Annotated in this window: 1 protein-coding gene; it reads right to left on the reverse strand. The window is 62.2% G+C overall.

The genetic code is table 11. From position 1 onward, the window contains the following. The coding region (locus AACY45_RS27480; protein ID WP_445261229.1) for an oxidoreductase at positions 1 to 440 on the reverse strand (440 nt) is incomplete at its 3' end. Between the last annotated feature and the right edge of the window lie 169 nt (positions 441 to 609).

Below are 609 nucleotides of genomic sequence, written 5' to 3' on the forward strand. Positions count from 1 at the left end.
ATCTCGGAGAGTTCGAGCGGCCGGGCAATCTCGAAATCCTTCTTGCCCTCAAAGGTATGCGCCTGCCCGTCGGTGCGGGTGGCGGAGGAGGAGACCGGCTGCACGCCCGTTACCGAGGAATGCACCTGGCGACCCATATGCCAAAGCTGGACGACAATATGCCCGCCCGCCGCATGAACCGAATCCACCACCGGTTTCCAATGTTCGACCTGTTCGTCGGTCCAGATCCCCGGGGCAAACGGCCAGCCCAACCCTTCGCGGCTGATCCCTGTCGCTTCGGTGATGATCAACCCGGCGCTCGCGCGCTGCGTATAATATTCGGCCATGATCTCGGTGGGCACGGCGTCGCGCGTGGCGCGTCCGCGCGTGAGCGGTGCCATGAGGATGCGATTGGGCGCATGGATCGTACCGAGTTGGATCGGGTCGAAGAGGCTGGGCATTGCGGACAAGTCCTTTTGCTGTGACGCACCTTAAATAGGGCGCTACAGCGCGGCATGCACGACACCCTATACAATAGAATAACTGTTACGCCTGCAATTCCAGCCAGCACGGTGGCGCTGCTGGCGGTAATTGTCGCCAACGCGGCCCTGGCCTTCGGGCCCTGGTTCG

The sequence above is a fragment of the Pseudomonas sp. RA_35y_Pfl2_P32 genome (genome assembly GCF_963970735.1).
In the GTDB taxonomy this organism is placed as follows: Bacteria; Pseudomonadota; Gammaproteobacteria; order Pseudomonadales; family Pseudomonadaceae; genus Aquipseudomonas.